Below are 15971 nucleotides of genomic sequence, written 5' to 3'. Positions count from 1 at the left end.
GACTTACTTCTTCTTGCCTTCCTTGCGGCGCACCTTCTCGCCTGCATAACGGACGCCCTTGCCCTTGTAGGGCTCCGGCGGACGCAGCTTGCGGATGTTGGCGGCCAGTTCGCCGACGACTTGCTTGTCCGGTCCCGAGATCTTGATCTCGGTCTGCTTCGGCACCGCGAAGGTCACGCCGGCCGGAGCCTTGACGTCCACTTCATGCGAGAAGCCGAGTTGCAGCGACAGGTCGTTGCCCTTCATGGCGGCGCGGTAACCGACGCCGACCAGCTCGAGCGTGCGCTCGAAGCCTTCGGTGACGCCGACAACCATGTTGTCGAGCAGCGTGCGCGACAGACCCCACATCGCGCGGGCGCGTTGGGTGTCGGCGCGGATCGCCAGGTTCAGTTCGCCGTTTTCCTGGGTGACTTCGACTTCTTCAGCGACCGACCACGAACGCTCGGCCTTGGGGCCTTTCACGGTCACGGTCTGGCCGTCGATGGTGACGGTCACGCCTTTCGGCACGGTGATGGGACGTTTTCCGATACGGGACATCTTAGTAGACCCTGCAGAGGACTTCGCCGCCGACGTTGGCGTCGCGAGCAGCAGCGTCAGACATGACGCCCTTCGAAGTCGAAAGGATCGAGATGCCCAGGCCGTTCTTGACCGGCTTCAGGTCGGTGATCGCCGAATAGACGCGGCGGCCCGGCTTGGACACGCGAGCGATTTCAGCGATGACCGGCTGGCCGTCGAAGTACTTGAGCTCGATCTCGAACTGCGGGAACTCGCCGGGGTTCTGAACCAGCGAATAGCCGCGGATGTAGCCTTCGTCCTGCAGCACGTCGAGGACGCGCTGGCGCAGACGGGAAGCCGGGGTGAGCACTTTCGAACGCTTGCGCATGGCCGCGTTCTTCATGCGAGCGATCATGTCGCTCAGGGGATCGTTGATCATCATGTCTGTCGCTCCCCTTACCAGCTGGACTTCGTCAGGCCCGGGATCTGTCCCAGGTTGCCGAGTTCGCGCAGCGCGATCCGGCTCATCTTGAGCTTGCGATAGAAGGCCCGCGGACGGCCCGTCACTTCGCAGCGGTTGCGGATCCGGACGGCGGCCGAGTTACGCGGCAGCTCGGCCAGCTTCAGGCGGGCGTCGAAACGCTCTTCCAGAGGCAGGCTCTCGTCGTTGGCGGTCGCCTTCAGGGCGGCCCGCTTTGCGGCATACTTCGCAACAAGGGCTTTCACCATCTCGTTGCGGTTTACGGCGCTTTTCTTTGCCATTTTGCTTTTCCCTTCCCGCTCAGTTCTTCACGAACGGGAACTTGAACTCGGTCAGAAGCGCGCGCGCCTCGTCATCGGTCCTGGCCGTGGTGCAGACGATGATGTCCATGCCCCACATCTGATCGATCTGGTCGTAGTTGATCTCCGGGAACACGATGTGTTCCTTGAGGCCCATGGCGTAGTTGCCGCGACCGTCGAACGACGTCGGCTTGAGGCCACGGAAGTCCTTCACGCGCGGCAGGGCGATCGTGATCAGACGGTCCAGGAACTCGTACATCTGGTCGCCGCGGAGGGTGACCTTGCCGCCGATGACCATGCCTTCGCGCAGCTTGAAGCCGGCGATGGAGTTGCGAGCCTTGGTGGCCACAGCCTTCTGACCGGCGATGGCGGTAAGATCCTTGAGGGCCGCGTTGGCCTTCTTGGAGTCGGCGACAGCTTCACCGATGCCCATGTTCAGGACAATCTTGTCCAGACGCGGCATCTGCATCGGGTTGGTGTAACCGAACTTCTCGGTCATCACGCCCTTGATGCGGTCGTTGAACTCGGTCTTGAGCCGGGGGGTGTATTTGGTATCGGCCATTAGATGACGTCTCCCGTCGTCTTGGCGAAGCGAACCTTCTTGTCGCCTTCCATGCGGAAGCCGACGCGGCTCGCCTTGCCGTTGGCGTCAGCGATCGCGACGTTCGACAGGTGAAGCGACGCTTCCTTGTTCTTGATGCCGCCCTGGGGGTCGCCCTGGGTCGGACGCGTATGGCGCTGGACCATGTTCACGCCCTGGACCAGGACGCGGTTTTCGGTCGGCAGCACCTTGGTGACTTCACCGGTGCGGCCCTTGTCCTTGCCGGCGAGGACGACGACGCGGTCGCCCTTTTTGATCTTGGCGGCCATGGTTACAGGACCTCCGGGGCCAGCGAGATGATCTTCATGTGGTTCTTGGCGCGCAGTTCGCGAGGAACCGGGCCAAAGATCCGCGTGCCGACCGGCTCGTTTTGCTTGTTGACGATGACGGCGGCCGACTTGTCAAAACGAATGACCGAGCCGTCCTTGCGCTGGATGTCCTTGGCGGTGCGCACGACGATGGCGCGAACCACTTCACCCTTTTTGACGCGGCCACGAGGAATCGCTTCCTTGACCGAGGCGACGATCGTGTCGCCCACCGAGGCGTAGCGACGCTTAGCGCCGCCGAGCACCTTGATGCACATGACCCGGCGAGCACCCGAATTATCGGCTACCTCCAGGTTAGTTTGCATCTGGATCATAGTGTCAGATCCCTCTGATTACGACGCCGAGGCCGGGGTGTCCTTCGAGAGGACCTCCCAACGCTTCAGCTTGGACTTCGGGGCGCACTCGACGATGCGGGCGATGTCGCCTTCTTTGAAAGCGTTCGCTTCGTCGTGGGCGTGGTACTTCTTGGAGAGGCGCACGATCTTTTTCATGACCGGGTGCAGCAGCGTGCGTTGGACGACGACGACGACGGTCTTGTCGCCCTTGTCGGACACGACCACGCCTTCGAGAATTCGCTTGGGCATAGTGGTTTCCTTACGAGGCCGACCGCTTCTCACGCAGAAGCGTCGAGATGCGGGCGATGTCTTTGCGAACTTCACCAACGCGGTGAGTCTTTTCCATCTGGCCGGTGGCGGCCTGGAAGCGCAGGTTGAATTGCTCTTTCTTCAGCGAGAGCAGCTGGTCGCCCAGCTGGTCCGGCGTCTGCGAGCGCAGATCGGCGATCTTGGTCATCAGGCGACGTGCTCCACGTGCGCGATACCGGCGTCCAGGCGGGTGACCACCTTGGTGCGGACCGGCAGCTTGGCGGCGCCAAGACGCAGCGCCTCGCGGGCGATGTCGTCGGCGACGCCGTCGATTTCAAAGAGGATCCGGCCCGGGTGGCAACGCGCCGCCCAGTGATCCACGGCGCCCTTGCCCTTGCCCATGCGGACTTCGGCAGGTTTGCCCGAGACGGGAACGTCCGGGAAGACGCGGATCCAGACACGGCCCTGACGCTTCATCTGGCGGGTGATCGCGCGGCGGGCCGCTTCGATCTGACGCGCAGTGATACGTTCCGGCTCCAGGGTCTTCAGGCCATACGAACCGAAGTTCAGCGAGAAGCCACCCTTGGCGGCGCCGTGGATCCGGCCCTTGAAGGCCTTCCGGTACTTGGTTTTCTTAGGCTGCAGCATGTTCCCTAGCCCTCACGGCCACGGCGGGGACCACGGTCACCGCGCGGGCCACCACGTTCGCGACCTTCGTTGGACGACGGACCGGCAGCTTCCAGAGCCCAGCGCTTGTCCTGGGCCATCGGGTCATGCTCGAGCACTTCGCCTTTGAAGACCCAGACTTTGACGCCGATGATGCCATAGGTCGTCTTGGCCTGGATGAAGCCGTAGTCGATGTCAGCGCGCAGGGTGTGCAGCGGCACACGGCCTTCGCGATACCATTCCATCCGCGCGATTTCCGCGCCGCCGAGGCGGCCCGACACGTTGATGCGAACGCCCTTGGCGCCGAGGCGCATGGCCGACTGCATCGAACGCTTCATGGCGCGACGGAAGGCGATCCGGCGTTCCAGTTGCTGCGCGATGTTCTCGGCGATCAGCTGGGCGTCGGTTTCGGGCTTGCGGACCTCGACGATGTTCAGGTGAACTTCGCCTTCGGTGCGGGCCGAGATGTCCTTGCGGAGCTTCTCGATGTCAGCGCCCTTCTTGCCGATCACGACACCCGGACGGGCGGCGTAGATCGTCACGCGGCACTTCTTGTGCGGACGCTCGATGATGATCCGCGAGACGCCGGCGGCGTTCAGGCGTTCCTTGAGCCAGGTGCGCAGCGCCAGATCCTGGTGCAGCAGACGGGCGTAGGTCGGGCCGTCGGCGAACCAGCGGCTGTCCCAGGTCCGGTTCACGCCGAGGCGGAAACCGATCGGATTGATTTTCTGACCCATATCAGGCGGCCTCGCCGGCTTCACGGACCACGATGGTGATCTCGCTGAACGGTTTCAGGATACGCGACGAGCGACCACGAGCGCGGCTCGCGAAACGCTTCATCACCAGGTTCTTGCCCACGAAGGCCTCGGCGACGACCAGGTTGTCGATGTCGAGGTTGTGGTTGTTCTCGGCGTTCGAAACGGCCGAATACAGAACCTTGCGGACGTCGTCCGAGATGCGCTTGCGGCTGAACTCGAGTTCGTTCAGCGCCTTCTGCACCGGCAGACCACGGATCGAGGCGGCGACCAGGTTCAGCTTCTGGGGGCTGATCCGGACGTTCACCAGCTTGGCGCGGGCTTCGGTCAGACCGACGCGGCGGGGATTGTTGGTCTTTGGCATCTTACTTCCGCTTCGCTTTCTTGTCCGCGGCGTGGCCGGGGAACGAACGGGTGGGCGAGAACTCGCCCAGCTTCATGCCGACCATGTCCTCGTTCACGTGCACGGGAACGTGCTTGTGACCGTTGTGGACGCCAAAAGTGAGGCCCACGAACTGCGGCAGGATGGTGGAGCGGCGCGACCAGGTCTTGATCACGTCCTTGCGGCCCGACGTCGAAACGGCGTCGGCCTTCTTGAGCAGATACCCGTCGACGAACGGGCCTTTCCAGGAGGAACGAGCCATCTTTAGCGAGCCTTCTTAACGTGGCGGGTACGGATGATGAACTTGTCCGTCGCCTTGTTCTTGCGGGTGCGGGTGCCCTTGGTGTCCTTGCCCCATGGCGTAACCGGGGTACGACCACCAGAGGTCCGGCCTTCACCACCACCGTGCGGGTGGTCGATCGGGTTCATGGCGACGCCGCGAACGTGCGGACGGAAGCCCATGTGACGGACGCGACCGGCCTTGCCCAGGTTCTGGTTCATGTGGTCGGCGTTCGAAACGGCGCCCACCGTGGCCATGCAGCCGTCCAGAACCATGCGCAGTTCACCGGAGCCGAGGCGGATCTGGGCGTAACCCTGATCGCGACCCACCAGCTGGGCGTAGGCGCCGGCCGAACGGGCCAGCTGGGCGCCCTTGCCCGGCTTCATTTCCACGCAGTGGATGATGGTGCCGACAGGAATCGCGCGCAGCGGCATGGCGTTGCCCGGCTTAACGTCCGTCTTCTCGCCGGCCACGATCGTGTCGCCCGCCTTCAGGCGTTGCGGCGCGATGATGTAGGCCTTTTCGCCGTCCTCATAGGTGATGAGGGCGATGAAGGCGGTGCGGTTGGGGTCGTACTCCAGCCGCTCGACGGTCGCCGTCTGGAACTTGCGACGCTTGAAGTCGATCTTGCGATACAGGCGCTTGGCGCCGCCGCCGCGGAAGCGGACAGCGATGCGACCGCCCTGACCACGTCCGCCCGACTTGGTCAGGCCTTCGGTCAGAGACTTTTCCGGACGGCCCTTGAAGAGCTCCGAACGGTCGATCAGCACCAGGGCGCGACGGCCCGGCGAAGTCGGATTGTATGTTTTCAAGGCCATCTGATTAGAGCCCCGTCGTGACGTCGATCGACTGGCCGTCAGCCAGCGTCACGATCGCTTTTTTGATGTCGACCCGACGGCCCATGATGCCGCGGAAGCGCTTGGTCTTGCCCTTTTGGACCAGGGTGTTGACCTTCAGGACGTTGACCTTGAACAGGCTTTCGACCGCAGCGGCGATCTCGTCCTTGGTCGAGGTTCCGGCAACGCGGAACACGACCTTGTTTTGCTCCGACAGGATCGTCGCCTTCTCGGTGATGATCGGCGACAGAATGGTGTCGTAGTGTTTGGCGGTGGGTTGGGCAGCCATTACGCGGCGTCCTTCTCGGCTTGCTCGCGACGCGACGGCTTCATGTCGGCGTAGCGGGCTTCGATGGCTTCGACGGCGGCCTTCGAGAGCACCAGCTTGTCGGCGCGCAGGATGTCATAGACGTTCAGGCCGGCGTTCGGCAGCACGTGGATCTGCGGGATGTTCCGCGAGGCCAACGCGAAGTTCGCGTCGACTTCCGGACCAGCGATGATCAGCGTGCGGGTCCAGCCCAGCTTGCCGAACGTCTCGCGCAGAGCGGAGGTCTTGGCGTCCTTGACCGTCAGGGCGTCGACGACGACCAGGTCGCCGGACTTCGCCTTGGAAGACAGGGCGTGACGCAGGGCCAGCGCGCGAACCTTCTTGGGAAGGTCGAAGCCGTGATCGCGAACGATCGGGCCGAAGGCGCGCGAGCCGCCGACGAACTGCGGTGCACGGCGCGAACCGTGACGAGCGCCGCCGGTGCCCTTCTGCTTGTACATCTTCTTGCCGGTGCGAGAGTTCTCGTTCCGGGTCTGGACCTTGTGGGTGCCGGCGCGGCGCTTGGCCAGCTGCCAGTTGACGTAGCGGGCCAGAAGGTCGCCGCGAATGTCGGTGATGCCGAAGACGGCGTCCGACAGTTCAACGTCGCCCGAGGCCTTGCCGTCGAGTTTGATGACCGAGAGTTTCATTACGCTTCACCGCCTTCGACGGTTTCGACCGCGACCGGCTCTTCAGCAGGCGTTTCGGCCGGAGCGGCTGCAGCGCCGCCCTTGGTCTTGAACGAGCCGGGGAACGGCAGGTCGGCATGCGACTTCTTGTGCGCGTCGCGGACCTTGACCCACGAGCCTTCGTGGCCGGGGACAGCGCCCTTGACCAGGATCAGGCCGCGTTCGGCGTCGACACGGACGACGGTCAGGTTCTGGGTGGTGATCGTCTCGTTACCGAGCTGACCCGCCATCTTCTTGCCCTTGAACGTCTTGCCAGGGTCCTGACGCTGACCGGTGGAGCCCAGCGAACGGTGCGACAGGGAGACGCCGTGCGTCGCCCGCAGACCGCCGAAGTTCCAGCGCTTCATACCGCCCTGGAAGCCCTTGCCGATCGTCTCGCCCTGGATGTCGACCTTCTGACCCACCACGAAGTGGTCGGCTGTGAGGGTCGCTCCGACGTCGATCATGGCGTCGTCCGACACGCGGAACTCCATGACAACGTGCTTGGGCTCGACTTCCGCCGTGGCGAAGGTCGTGCGTTGAGCCTTGTTGGTGTTTTTTGCCTTCTTGGCCCCGGCGCCCAGCTGCAGGGCGACGTAGCCGTCCCGCTCCTGAGTGCGTTGGCCGACGACCTGACAGTCGTCGAGCTGAAGCACAGTGACCGGAACGTGCGCGCCGTCTTCGGCGAACACGCGGGTCATGCCCAGCTTCTTGGCGATCACGCCCGTGCGCATATCGGATCCCGCCTTTGTTTCTTTAAATCTTGATCTCGACGTCCACGCCGGCGGACAGGTCGAGCTTCATGAGCGCGTCCACGGTCTGCGGGGTGGGGTCGACGATGTCGAGGACACGCTTGTGCGTGCGGATTTCAAACTGCTCGCGCGACTTCTTGTCGACGTGCGGCGAGCGGTTCACGGTGAACTTTTCGATCAGGGTCGGCAGCGGGATCGGACCACGAACAGTGGCGCCCGTGCGCTTGGCCGTATTCACGATTTCGCGCGTCGAAAAGTCGAGGACGCGGTGATCGAAGGCCTTGAGCCTGATGCGGATGCTTTGATCCATATCGGTCGTATTTCCCAAGCAGGCGAACCTGCGTCCTGTGAACCATTTCAAAGACCGGAGCCCAAGGGTCGAGACCCTTCAGGTACGCACTTCGCAAAAACGATCGGCCCACGCAGTCCCCCGCGAAGGCCGTGAAGTCCCAAGAAGCTGCAAAGAACAGGTACTTAGGTCGTTCCTGCGAACTGCGTCTGCGGTTTCCCGCACAGCCAGTCCAACAAGAGTTGGCGCTTATGCCGATTGATTCCGATTTCGTCAAGCGCGCGAAGGCTTTGAAAGCGCCTTTCTGCCTGTAGCCGCCTAGCCGTCGGAAAGCGGATGCCAGATAGCGTCGATCGGCCCCTCGTCCGTCTGCGAGGAATAGGTGTCGCCGTTGACGGACGGCCGGGGGACCAGTCGGCGGGTGGTCGCGTCCAGCCCCCAGGCCAGGCGGCAGGGATTGCGGGCGTCATTGCAGGACAGGTGATGGAAACTGCCCTCGAACCGGGGCTCTCCGTCCACCACGGTCATATCCAGCGCTTCGAGTGTCTGGCGGTCGAAGATGCGGACCAGGTTCTGGCCATGGGTCAGATAGACGGTGACGCGGCATCCGCCGGTGCCGCAGAACTGGGTGCTCTCGGGCCATTCGACAATCCAGTCGCTGACCCCGTCGGCATTGATGTCGACCGCCCGGATAACGCCTGCGGGCGGCTTGCTGAGCAGCGGCGGGCGGTTGGTGGGGTCATCGGGATCGTCATAGAAGCCATTCATCTGGCTGATGACGGACCAGGACAGACCGGCGGGCGGGGCGCTGGTCTGGGCGACCATAGCGCAGCCGGACAGGGTCAGGACGGCGGCGGCCGCTGCGATACCCTTGAACATCGATACGCCCTCCCTCGAACGGTGCAGGGGCCACTCTGACATCCTCCGCCCATCTGGACCATTTCGATTTCTGACGCGGACCGGACAGGTAAAGACGGCCCGGGGGTTCCACCGCCCCGGGCCGTCTCCTTTTCAGCAGACTGAGTTCAGGAGGCTCAGTTGCCGATTCTCACCCGGCCGCCGCCCATGACCGACTGGGAGACCGAGCCTGTCACGCGACCGACAACGACGTCGCCGCCGCCGACCAGGCTGGCGTCCAGGCTGGCGACCGTGCCGGTGACCGTGATGTTGCCCGAGCCGGCGATGGAAGCGTCCAGCGGACCGGCGTCGCCCGTGATGGTGATGTCGCCCGACCCGCCGACGGCTGCATCGACCTCGGTCGGACGGCCGCCGTTGACGCGGATGTCGCCCGAACCGCCGATGGCCGCGTCGACCGGGCCCGTGGCGCTGGCGACGATGATCGTGCCCGAACCACCGATGGCGGCTTCCAGTTTACCGGTTGCGCCGGCCGTGATGTTGCCCGAGCCGCCGATGGAGGCGTCCAGGCTGCCCGACATTCCGGCGCGGATGCTGCCGGATCCGCCGATCGACAGGTCGGCGGAGCCCGTGGTATTGGCCACGGTCCAGTCGCCGCAGCCGCCGGAACCCAGTTCGATCGAGGTCGCGCCGCGGCCGATGGCGCCGAAGACGGCGGACTGTTCGGTCGAGACGTCGACGGTCGGCGGGGTGCGGATGACGATCAGGGGGGCGGCCGAGAGGTTGACGCGTCCGTGGTCACGAACCTCGACCGAAGCGCCCTGCCCCGGCTGGCGGGCGTCGGCGGGGCCGCTCTGGCAGCGGCGGAAGGCGTTGCGGCCGAGGTTGCCGTTGATGCGGACCTCGTCGCCGCTGCGGGTCACGGTCGGCAGGGGCAGACCGCCCGAGCCAGGCTCGATCTCGACGGCGATGTCGGCTCGGTTCTCGACGATGACGACCACGCGGGCGGCGGCGTAGCGAATGCGGACTTCGCGGTCAGCCTTTGCCGAGGCAGGGGCTGCGGCGCCGAGGGCGGCCAGCAGGGCGACGGATGCGACGGCGGTTACGAAAGCTTTCATGACGGGGTTCCTCTCCTGAAGTTGAGGCGAACCTGACCCTGTGATGAACGGAAGTCAGTTTAACTCGACGTCATGACCTCGAATTCACCTGCCGGTCCCGCGAACGCCCCGCTGTCAGGCCATACGGCCCTTTGGGTGAATTCCCCGTAAGGCTCGGGCTCAGGCCTGCAGCGCCCCTGCCCCGTCGGCGGCGCCGACTTCCGGCGTGAAATCTCGCTTGAAATGCTCGATCCGGCTCTTGAGTCCGCCGACCCGGCGCAACGCCAGCGACGCAGCCCAGCGCGCCGCCAGTTCCGGGGTCGACATGCTGTCGGTGAAGCGCGGACGCCCTCCCCGGCTGCGGATGACGGCATTGGTGTAGATGGCGCCGTTGCGGAACCGCGTCGGCCAGGTCTGGAAGTCCATCGACAGTGAGACGCAGAACCTGTCGAGGTTCTCGACCCGGTGCGGCGCATACAACGGCCAGGTCAGGGCCTCGCCCGGCTCCAGATCCATGACCTGGGCGTCGGCCTCGAAGGCGCGGGTGTAGGGCAGTTCCTCGGTCGTCTGGCGGGCCACGACCTGCTCCATCGCCTTCTCGGGCAGATGGGTCTCGTCGCCGGGGTATATAAAGAGGCGCTTCCTGCCGCGCAGGTGGAACAGGATCACCCCGGCGGCGTCGAAGTGATACGGCACCTTGGCGACCGGCGAGGAGATGATCAGCTGGCCGGCGTTGGTCACGGCCTTCATGCCGGGATAGGCAGCCTGGATCTTCCGGAACTCGTCCATCGCGGCGTTCCACATGTCGGGGCAGCCCGCCTCGGCCTGACGCAGGTTGACCCAAAGCCGCCCGGCCTGGATCGCCGCCAGAAGCTGGTCGCCCGACAGGCCGCCGCGCGCGCCGGTGCGCAGCGAGACCTGACCCTCGTCGTCGTAGTCGTAAAGGTTGATGTCGAAGAGCTCGGCCGGATAGCGGTGCAGGATCTCGGCCAGGGCCTCGTCGGTGGCGAAGCCCTGGTCGACCAGGGCGTGCGGGTGTTTCTTGGCCTCGGCGATCGGGCCGGGATAGCGGGTGCGGCGGGTCGTGGTCGTCTGGGTCATGCTCGTCTCGATCAGGCGGCCTGGCGGGCGCCGCTCACCTTCTTCATGGCCGCGCCGGCGGCGGCGACGGCGCCCATCAGGCGGTTGGCGGAGGTGGTCTCGCAGGCCTCGATGGCGGCCCATCGGCGACGGACGCTGGTGCGCAGACGCTCGCCCTTGCCGCCCGCGGCGGTGTTCAGAAGGCCCACGGCCGCATCCGACAGCATCGAACCGACGCCGGGTTTGAGGATCACGGCCTCGCGCACCGTCTGGGTCGCATTGCAGAAATACTTCTTGTAGCCCTCGCCCCCGAAACCGAAATCGAAGACCCGGAAGCCGGCGTCACAGCCCAGCCGCATGGTATCCATGGTCAGCAGGATGCCAGGCGAGCAGCGCGCCAGCTCGGGCTGATAGGCGGGGAACCAGAAATGGTAGCGATCGCCGGCGTGTAACGAATATTCGATCGCCGTCAGCCTGTCCCCGGCCCACAGCGCGGCCATCGAGGCGCCGAAGTCCTCGTGCTTCGAGGCCATCAGGGCGTGGAGCAGGTCGCGCGTCCAGCCGCAGGCGAAGATGTCGTGGCGACCCGTGCGCGCATACTGGTCGCGCTTCAGCTGGATCAGCTGGTCGAGCAGGGCCGGATCGGTCAGGCCGCGCTCGACGCGGATCGGGCCCAGTTCGGCCTCCAGGCTGCGGCGGGCGCGTTCCTTGTCCTTGAAGTATTTGCCCCAGGTCTGGCGACGCTCGGCGTACCAGGCGTCGAACCCCTCCTCCGGCGTGACGGTCATCAGGGTCTCGCGCAGCTCGCCCGCCCCCGATGGCCCGACCCAGGCCGAGACGTTCAGCCGGGGCGCATTAAGCAGGGCGGCGACGGTCGCCAGGGACGGCGCCTCGCCCGGCATGGCGATGACGCCGTGATAGTCGTTCATCGGCGCGCCCAGAGGCTGGATCGCCGATCCGCGCCGCTGGTGCGGGAAATAGCCGATGGTGCGACCGCGCTTCGACAGGATCGCCACGGCGGCGTTCGGGCTGACGCGGGCGGCGATCTCGGTGAACTCCCAGCGGAAATAGGGGCTGGCCAGATCGGGATTGGCGTCGACCATGGCGCGCCACAGCACACGGTCGGCGACCGTCAACTGGTCCGCCTTCACGACCTCGATCTGTAGCGTTCCGGGCATGCAAGTCTCCGACCCACGCCTGAGAGCAAGGCGCGTTCCTTTCGCTGGTCTAGCCCACCGGCCGTTTCGGGACGGTGTAATGGCGTGGTGAACGAAAGGTTGGGGAGCCGCCGTCGGTTTGGGGCGTTCGGTTGGCGATCAGGAGCTTGACCATGACCGACCCCGCCCGCCCCCCGCGCCAGACCGAGAACGAGAACCAGCGCCCTGCAGGCGACGGCCAGCCGCCGCGTCCGGCGACCGAACCCGTCGGTTCGAAAGGATCGAGCAACTCCGGCGAGACGGCGACGGACCCGGCGACGGGCAAGCCGAACGGATAGGTACGGTCACGGCGGCCCGGTTTCCTCCCCCTTCGCCGCCTGGCGAATGGGGAGGTGGCGCGGCGCGGCTTCGCGCCGTGACGGAGGGGGCGAGGTGGCGTTTGAGTTGGAGGCTGGCGAGGGCTCATGCGGTGAGACCGTGTCGCCCCCTCCGTCCGCTCGCGAAGAACTCGCGTCCACCTCCCCGTCGCTGCGCGACCGGGAGGAGAGATCCGCGTCGTCCTCTTCACGTGGCTTCATGCGCACCAGCTCGCCGTCCCGGGTGATGCGGAAGCCCCTCACCGGCCCCTGCTGGTCCAGGGGCTCCCGGAATTCAGAGTCCAGATAGTCCCCAGAGTCCGCTTCAGCCTCCTCGGCCTCGATATCGCGGGCGCGCTGTCGGATCTGGTATTTGCGGACCTCTTCCTCCTCGGCCCAGCGGCGCAGTTCGGCCTCACGGACCTCGATGATCTCGGCAACCTTGTGCCAGCGCATGAATTCGGCCGAATCCCCGCGCAGGATCGCGCGCATCATCCGTCCCTCGGTGACGCCCGACAGTTCGCCCCATTCGATCAGGTCGAGATTGCCGCAAATACGCTCTTCGAGCAGACGCCCCTCGTCCCAGGGATCGAGCGACTGAGGCGGGATCCAGGGCTGGTCCGAGCGTCGCCAACCCTCGCGAGCCGCCCGGTTGCGCAAGGCCGACAGGCTCACACCGTGCCGCCGGCAGCAGTCCGGCCCCGACATGCCCGCCAGATAGTCCGCCTTCACGGTGTCCCAGACCTCCTCGGGGACGACCTGTCGGCCGGTGTTTGTCGCCTGATCTTCCATATCCGCGCCTCCAGAAAAGGACCGGACAGTGTGAGGCCGTTTCAGGGGGTGATGGGTACAGGGGCTCTAAATAGAGCCGGGCGTTGTTTCGATTGGGAAAATCGGGGGATGTGTTGATGGGTATGGGCCCACTTCCCTTCTCCCCTTGCGGGAGAAGGTGGCAGCCGAAGGCTGACGGATGAGGGGTCGTGCCGGCGGCTTGAGTGAGTGGATCGAGCGCTGACTTCAGGCGTCAGCGTGACCCCTCATCCGACCTCGCTTCGCTCGGCCACCTTCTCCCGCAAGGGGAGAAGGCAAAGAAAAAGACCCGCCGGATTTCTCCGGCGGGCCTCTTCAGATCGATCCGGAGACCGGTCTTGCTCTACTCGATGATCTTGGCGACGACGCCGGCGCCGACGGTGCGGCCGCCTTCACGGATGGCGAAGCGCAGGCCCTGATCCATGGCGATCGGGGTGATCAGTTCGACGTTCAGCTCGGCGTTGTCGCCGGGCATGATCATCTCGACGCCTTCCTTCAGCTGAACGATGCCCGTCACGTCCGTCGTGCGGAAGTAGAACTGCGGGCGGTAGTTGGTGAAGAACGGCGTGTGACGGCCGCCTTCTTCCTTGTTCAGGATGTAGGCTTCGGCGACGAACTTGGTGTGCGGGGTGATGGAGCCCGGCTTGCAGAGAACCTGGCCGCGCTCGACGTCTTCACGCTTGGTGCCGCGCAGCAGCACGCCGACGTTGTCGCCCGCCTGGCCCTGGTCCAGCAGCTTGCGGAACATTTCCACGCCCGTGCAGGTCGTCTTCTGGACCGGACGGATGCCGACGATCTCGACTTCCTCACCGACCTTGACGATGCCCTTTTCGATACGGCCGGTCACCACGGTGCCGCGACCCGAGATCGAGAAGACGTCTTCCACCGGCATCAGGAACGGCAGGTCGACCGGACGCTCCGGCTGCGGAATGTAGGCGTCGACGGTTTCCATCAGCTTCAGAACCTGCTGTTCGCCGATTTCCGGGTTCACGCCGTCGGTCGCGGCCTTGGCCGAACCCATGGTGATCGGAATGTCGTCGCCCGGGAACTGGTAGGACGAAAGCAGCTCGCGCACTTCCATCTCGACGAGCTCCAGCAGCTCCTTGTCGTCGACCAGGTCGACCTTGTTCATGAACACGACCAGGGCGGGCACGCCGACCTGACGGGCCAGCAGGATGTGCTCGCGGGTCTGGGGCATCGGGCCGTCAGCGGCCGAGACCACCAGGATCGCGCCGTCCATCTGGGCGGCGCCGGTGATCATGTTCTTCACATAGTCGGCGTGGCCGGGGCAGTCGACGTGGGCATAGTGACGGTTGGCCGTCTCATATTCCACGTGAGCCGTGTTGATCGTGATGCCGCGGGCCTTTTCTTCCGGCGCGGCGTCGATGTCGGCATAGGCCATGGCCTTCGCGCCGCCGGCCTTGGCCAGGGTCATCGTGATGGCGGCCGTCAGCGTCGTCTTGCCATGGTCAACGTGACCGATGGTGCCGATGTTGCAATGCGGCTTGGTGCGTTCGAACTTTTCCTTGGCCATGGCCAAACTCCTGATGGCCCGGGTTGAGGGGCGCTGGGTGCTATCAAAAACCTGGAGCGGGTAGACGGAATCGAACCGACATATTCAGCTTGGAAGGCTGCTGTATTACCATTATACTATACCCGCACGGAAACCACGGCAGCTCTTTGTTTTTACAAAGAAACTTCCGCAGCTGATCCTCTTCGAAAACCCTGTCGTCCGTATCGAAAGCGCGTGGTGGGGGAAGCAGGACTCGAACCTGCGAAGCTTACGCAGGGGATTTACAGTCCCCCCCCTTTGCCACTCGGGACATTCCCCCAGCGCGCTTTAATCGATCCGTCCGAACCGTCCCTGACCGATCTTTCGACCGGTGTCGGAACAAAAGGCTTCAAGGTCGGGACACGCCTGAGATAGAGGGAGCGCCAGACCCGAAAGCCCTAGGGCTCCAAATCGGAGGGCGTCTTATAGTGTCGAGAAATCCAGAACGCAACGACCGGAAATCGGGCAAAAAAGGGCCCGGTAAAACCGATGAGCGGAGCCGCAAGGGCGGGGCTTTGGATGCTCCCAAGGGCGGCCCCGACCGGGGCGGCTGGAACCCCAATCCGCCGACCAGGAGCTTCAGCACCGCCGCGCCGCGCGCCGGACGGGGCAAGGTCGACGCCGACGGCTTCGTCTGGGGCCGCCATCCTGTGCTGGCGGCGCTGGAGAACCCGGCGCGCAAGGGTATGGGCCGTCTGCTGGCCACCGCTGATCGCGCCGCCGAGCTTGAACGCGAGGGTATTCCCAACGGCCACAGGGTCGAGGTGATCGATTCGCTGGCGCTGGAGCGGATGCTGCCCGCCGGGGCGGTCCACCAGGGCATGGCCTTCAAGGTCCAGCCGCTGGAAGGCGTGGCGATCGAGGACTTCGCCGATCCGGCCGAGGGAATCATCGTCATGCTGGACCAGCTGACCGATCCCCAGAACGTCGGCGCCATCTTCCGTTCGGCGCTCGCCTTCGGGGCCAGGGGAATCATCGTGCAGGACCGGCACTCGCCGGTGCTGGCCGGGGCCCTGGCCAAGGCGGCCGCGGGGGCGACGGAACGCCTGCCCTGCGCGCGGGTGACGAATCTGTCCCGGGCGCTGGAACGGCTGGCCGATCTGGGCTGGCGGGCCGTCGGGCTGGACGGGTCGTCCGAGGAATTGCTGGAGAACGCGCTGGATCACCGGCCGACCGTTCTGGTCATGGGATCCGAGGGCGACGGGATCCGCCGGCTGGTGGCCGAACATTGCGACGTTCTGGCCAAAATCCCCATGCCGGGCGGATTCGAGAGCCTGAACGTCTCGAACGCGGCGGCCGTGGCCCTCTATGAAGCCTCGAGAAAGCAACGCTCGCTTGATTAA

The 15971-nt window shown here is 65.1% G+C and carries 25 protein-coding genes and 2 tRNA genes; 2 read left to right on the top strand and 25 right to left on the bottom strand.

All coding sequences use genetic code 11. The features are described from left to right. Nucleotides 1-3 precede the first annotated feature (3 nt). The 21 genes from rplF to ACW17Y_RS07105 form a co-directional block, all read right to left on the bottom strand. Entirely contained in the window at nucleotides 4-537 is a 534-nt protein-coding gene (gene rplF / locus ACW17Y_RS07205) for a 50S ribosomal protein L6 (protein WP_492038067.1), read from the bottom strand. 1 nt (nucleotide 538) lies between these two features. Continuing rightward, nucleotides 539-937, bottom strand: coding sequence for a 30S ribosomal protein S8 (rpsH, locus tag ACW17Y_RS07200; protein WP_271085879.1), 399 nt, complete (start codon nucleotides 935-937; stop codon nucleotides 539-541). A 14-nt stretch (nucleotides 938-951) separates the two neighbouring features. Continuing rightward, nucleotides 952-1257, bottom strand: coding sequence for a 30S ribosomal protein S14 (gene rpsN / locus ACW17Y_RS07195; protein WP_131249458.1), 306 nt, complete (start codon nucleotides 1255-1257; stop codon nucleotides 952-954). A 19-nt stretch (nucleotides 1258-1276) separates the two neighbouring features. Further along, nucleotides 1277-1837: a 50S ribosomal protein L5 gene (gene rplE / locus ACW17Y_RS07190; RefSeq protein WP_298158565.1), complete on the bottom strand. Its 561-nt coding sequence runs from the start codon at nucleotides 1835-1837 to the stop codon at nucleotides 1277-1279. Then, nucleotides 1837-2145, bottom strand: coding sequence for a 50S ribosomal protein L24 (gene rplX / locus ACW17Y_RS07185; RefSeq protein ID WP_298158563.1), 309 nt, complete (start codon nucleotides 2143-2145; stop codon nucleotides 1837-1839). Before rplX ends, rplE begins: the two co-directional genes overlap by 1 nt. A 2-nt stretch (nucleotides 2146-2147) precedes the next feature. Beyond that, nucleotides 2148-2516: a 50S ribosomal protein L14 gene (gene rplN, locus ACW17Y_RS07180; RefSeq protein ID WP_077354965.1), complete on the bottom strand. Its 369-nt coding sequence runs from the start codon at nucleotides 2514-2516 to the stop codon at nucleotides 2148-2150. Between the two features lie 18 nt (nucleotides 2517-2534). Further along, on the bottom strand, nucleotides 2535-2786 hold the full coding sequence (gene rpsQ / locus ACW17Y_RS07175) for a 30S ribosomal protein S17 (RefSeq protein WP_428149005.1): 252 nt from the start codon (nucleotides 2784-2786) through the stop codon (nucleotides 2535-2537). 10 nt (nucleotides 2787-2796) lie between these two features. Continuing rightward, nucleotides 2797-2994 carry a 50S ribosomal protein L29 gene (gene rpmC, locus ACW17Y_RS07170; protein WP_271085875.1) on the bottom strand — a complete coding sequence of 66 codons (198 nt, stop codon included), beginning with the start codon at nucleotides 2992-2994 and terminating at the stop codon, nucleotides 2797-2799. Continuing rightward, on the bottom strand, nucleotides 2994-3434 hold the full coding sequence (rplP, locus tag ACW17Y_RS07165; RefSeq protein ID WP_298158555.1) for a 50S ribosomal protein L16: 441 nt from the start codon (nucleotides 3432-3434) through the stop codon (nucleotides 2994-2996). The genes rpmC and rplP overlap by 1 nt, the downstream gene beginning before the upstream one ends. 5 nt (nucleotides 3435-3439) lie before the next feature. Then, nucleotides 3440-4189 carry a 30S ribosomal protein S3 gene (rpsC, locus tag ACW17Y_RS07160; RefSeq protein ID WP_428149004.1) on the bottom strand — a complete coding sequence of 250 codons (750 nt, stop codon included), beginning with the start codon at nucleotides 4187-4189 and terminating at the stop codon, nucleotides 3440-3442. Nucleotide 4190: 1 nt separating this feature from the next. Continuing rightward, nucleotides 4191-4571: a 50S ribosomal protein L22 gene (gene rplV / locus ACW17Y_RS07155; RefSeq protein WP_298158552.1), complete on the bottom strand. Its 381-nt coding sequence runs from the start codon at nucleotides 4569-4571 to the stop codon at nucleotides 4191-4193. Between the two features lies 1 nt (nucleotide 4572). Continuing rightward, the gene (gene rpsS, locus ACW17Y_RS07150; RefSeq protein WP_013268924.1) at nucleotides 4573-4851 is read right to left on the bottom strand and encodes a 30S ribosomal protein S19; all 279 of its coding nucleotides are present in this window, start codon (nucleotides 4849-4851) and stop codon (nucleotides 4573-4575) included. Between the two features lie 2 nt (nucleotides 4852-4853). Next, entirely contained in the window at nucleotides 4854-5687 is an 834-nt protein-coding gene (rplB, locus tag ACW17Y_RS07145) for a 50S ribosomal protein L2 (protein WP_428149003.1), read from the bottom strand. A gap of 4 nt (nucleotides 5688-5691) precedes the next feature. Beyond that, complete coding sequence (locus tag ACW17Y_RS07140; protein WP_298158548.1) at nucleotides 5692-5994, bottom strand: 50S ribosomal protein L23; 303 nt, start codon at nucleotides 5992-5994, stop codon at nucleotides 5692-5694. After that, nucleotides 5994-6662, bottom strand: a complete 669-nt coding sequence (gene rplD / locus ACW17Y_RS07135) for a 50S ribosomal protein L4 (RefSeq protein ID WP_298158546.1) — start codon at nucleotides 6660-6662, stop codon at nucleotides 5994-5996. The genes ACW17Y_RS07140 and rplD overlap by 1 nt, the downstream gene beginning before the upstream one ends. After that, a complete protein-coding gene (rplC, locus tag ACW17Y_RS07130; protein ID WP_492038066.1) occupies nucleotides 6662-7414 on the bottom strand; it encodes a 50S ribosomal protein L3 in 753 nt (250 codons plus the stop codon). The genes rplD and rplC overlap by 1 nt, the downstream gene beginning before the upstream one ends. Before the next feature lie 22 nt (nucleotides 7415-7436). Continuing rightward, nucleotides 7437-7742 carry a 30S ribosomal protein S10 gene (rpsJ, locus tag ACW17Y_RS07125; RefSeq protein ID WP_003164367.1) on the bottom strand — a complete coding sequence of 102 codons (306 nt, stop codon included), beginning with the start codon at nucleotides 7740-7742 and terminating at the stop codon, nucleotides 7437-7439. A gap of 297 nt (nucleotides 7743-8039) precedes the next feature. Beyond that, nucleotides 8040-8600: a hypothetical protein gene (locus ACW17Y_RS07120; RefSeq protein WP_492038065.1), complete on the bottom strand. Its 561-nt coding sequence runs from the start codon at nucleotides 8598-8600 to the stop codon at nucleotides 8040-8042. A 155-nt stretch (nucleotides 8601-8755) separates the two neighbouring features. Next, entirely contained in the window at nucleotides 8756-9694 is a 939-nt protein-coding gene (locus ACW17Y_RS07115) for a GIN domain-containing protein (protein WP_492038064.1), read from the bottom strand. Between the two features lie 159 nt (nucleotides 9695-9853). Next, entirely contained in the window at nucleotides 9854-10774 is a 921-nt protein-coding gene (locus ACW17Y_RS07110; RefSeq protein WP_492038063.1) for a cupin-like domain-containing protein, read from the bottom strand. Between the two features lie 11 nt (nucleotides 10775-10785). Next, nucleotides 10786-11931, bottom strand: a complete 1146-nt coding sequence (locus ACW17Y_RS07105) for a GNAT family N-acetyltransferase (RefSeq protein WP_492038062.1) — start codon at nucleotides 11929-11931, stop codon at nucleotides 10786-10788. Nucleotides 11932-12083: 152 nt separating this feature from the next. Here ACW17Y_RS07105 and ACW17Y_RS07100 point away from each other — a divergent pair, with 152 nt between their 5' ends. After that, nucleotides 12084-12248 (top strand): hypothetical protein, encoded by a 165-nt coding sequence (locus ACW17Y_RS07100; protein ID WP_428148997.1) that lies wholly within the window; start codon nucleotides 12084-12086, stop codon nucleotides 12246-12248. 6 nt (nucleotides 12249-12254) lie between these two features. Here the strand turns inward: ACW17Y_RS07100 and ACW17Y_RS07095 are convergent, their stop codons facing one another. The 4 genes from ACW17Y_RS07095 to ACW17Y_RS07080 form a co-directional block, all read right to left on the bottom strand. After that, nucleotides 12255-13058, bottom strand: coding sequence for a hypothetical protein (locus tag ACW17Y_RS07095; protein WP_492038061.1), 804 nt, complete (start codon nucleotides 13056-13058; stop codon nucleotides 12255-12257). A gap of 361 nt (nucleotides 13059-13419) precedes the next feature. Next, entirely contained in the window at nucleotides 13420-14610 is a 1191-nt protein-coding gene (gene tuf, locus ACW17Y_RS07090; protein WP_492038060.1) for an elongation factor Tu, read from the bottom strand. Nucleotides 14611-14662: 52 nt separating this feature from the next. After that, nucleotides 14663-14736 (bottom strand) — tRNA-Gly (locus ACW17Y_RS07085). Nucleotides 14737-14824: 88 nt separating this feature from the next. Beyond that, a tRNA-Tyr gene (locus ACW17Y_RS07080) sits at nucleotides 14825-14908 on the bottom strand. 235 nt (nucleotides 14909-15143) lie between these two features. Here ACW17Y_RS07080 and rlmB point away from each other — a divergent pair. After that, nucleotides 15144-15971, top strand: a complete 828-nt coding sequence (rlmB, locus tag ACW17Y_RS07075) for a 23S rRNA (guanosine(2251)-2'-O)-methyltransferase RlmB (protein WP_492038059.1) — start codon at nucleotides 15144-15146, stop codon at nucleotides 15969-15971.

Source organism: Brevundimonas sp. AVps7 (genome assembly GCF_058681545.1).
The sequence above is the reverse complement of the archived record's forward strand: the minus strand, read 5'-3'. Positions and strand labels throughout refer to the sequence as shown.